The 644-nt window shown below is 65.4% G+C and carries 1 protein-coding gene; it reads right to left on the reverse strand.

The annotated features are described in order from the left end of the window. Window positions 1-19: 19 nt before the first annotated feature. On the reverse strand, window positions 20-328 hold the full coding sequence (locus tag JGS39_RS39995; RefSeq protein ID WP_072489575.1) for a DUF8827 family protein: 309 nt from the start codon (window positions 326-328) through the stop codon (window positions 20-22). Window positions 329-644 lie beyond the last annotated feature (316 nt).

The raw sequence follows: 644 nt of genomic DNA on the forward strand, positions 1-644 counted from the left end.
GGGCGGGGGTGGCGGCCGGCTAGACGGCCATCCCGTAGACGATGGTGAACACGGTTCCCAGCGATCCGATGATGAACACACCGGTCAGGCCCGCGACGATCAGGCCCTTGCCCTGTTCCGCGCTGAACGTGTCGCGCAGGGCCGTCGCGCCGATGCGCTGCTTCGCCGCGCCCCACACCGCGATGCCGAGGCAGAGCAGGATCGCGATCGCCATCACGACCTCGATCATCACGCGGGCCTCGTTGCCCAAGGTCCCGAACGGCCCCCAGTTCGGGGCGATTCCGCCGATGATGGTGGTGATGTCGCCCTTTTCAGCTGCCAGGATCATGTAAGTCACCGCCCCTGTTGGGTAGTTCGGTGCCCGTGCCGCACGGCACGGGTCACCCTCTATCTTCGCTGATGAAACTGCTCTCGTACGACGACTTGGCGGCTCTCTTTACCCGGATCTCGTACATATGACCGGCCTGGCCGTCCTGACCTGCGGATCGAATCGGTGTGTGAGTGATTTGTGTCTGGTTACTCTGTGTATCACGGGGGGTGACGCCGGGCAATGATCGCCATCGCGCCACCCTGGCCGAGACCTGCGACGGGGGCGGAACCGCACCCATCAGGGGAGGTGTGGGGAGGTCGGGGTGGTAGCCGGC

Origin of the sequence: Streptomyces poriferorum (assembly GCF_019399235.1) — a bacterium.
GTDB classification, from domain to species: Bacteria; Actinomycetota; Actinomycetes; order Streptomycetales; family Streptomycetaceae; genus Streptomyces; species Streptomyces poriferorum.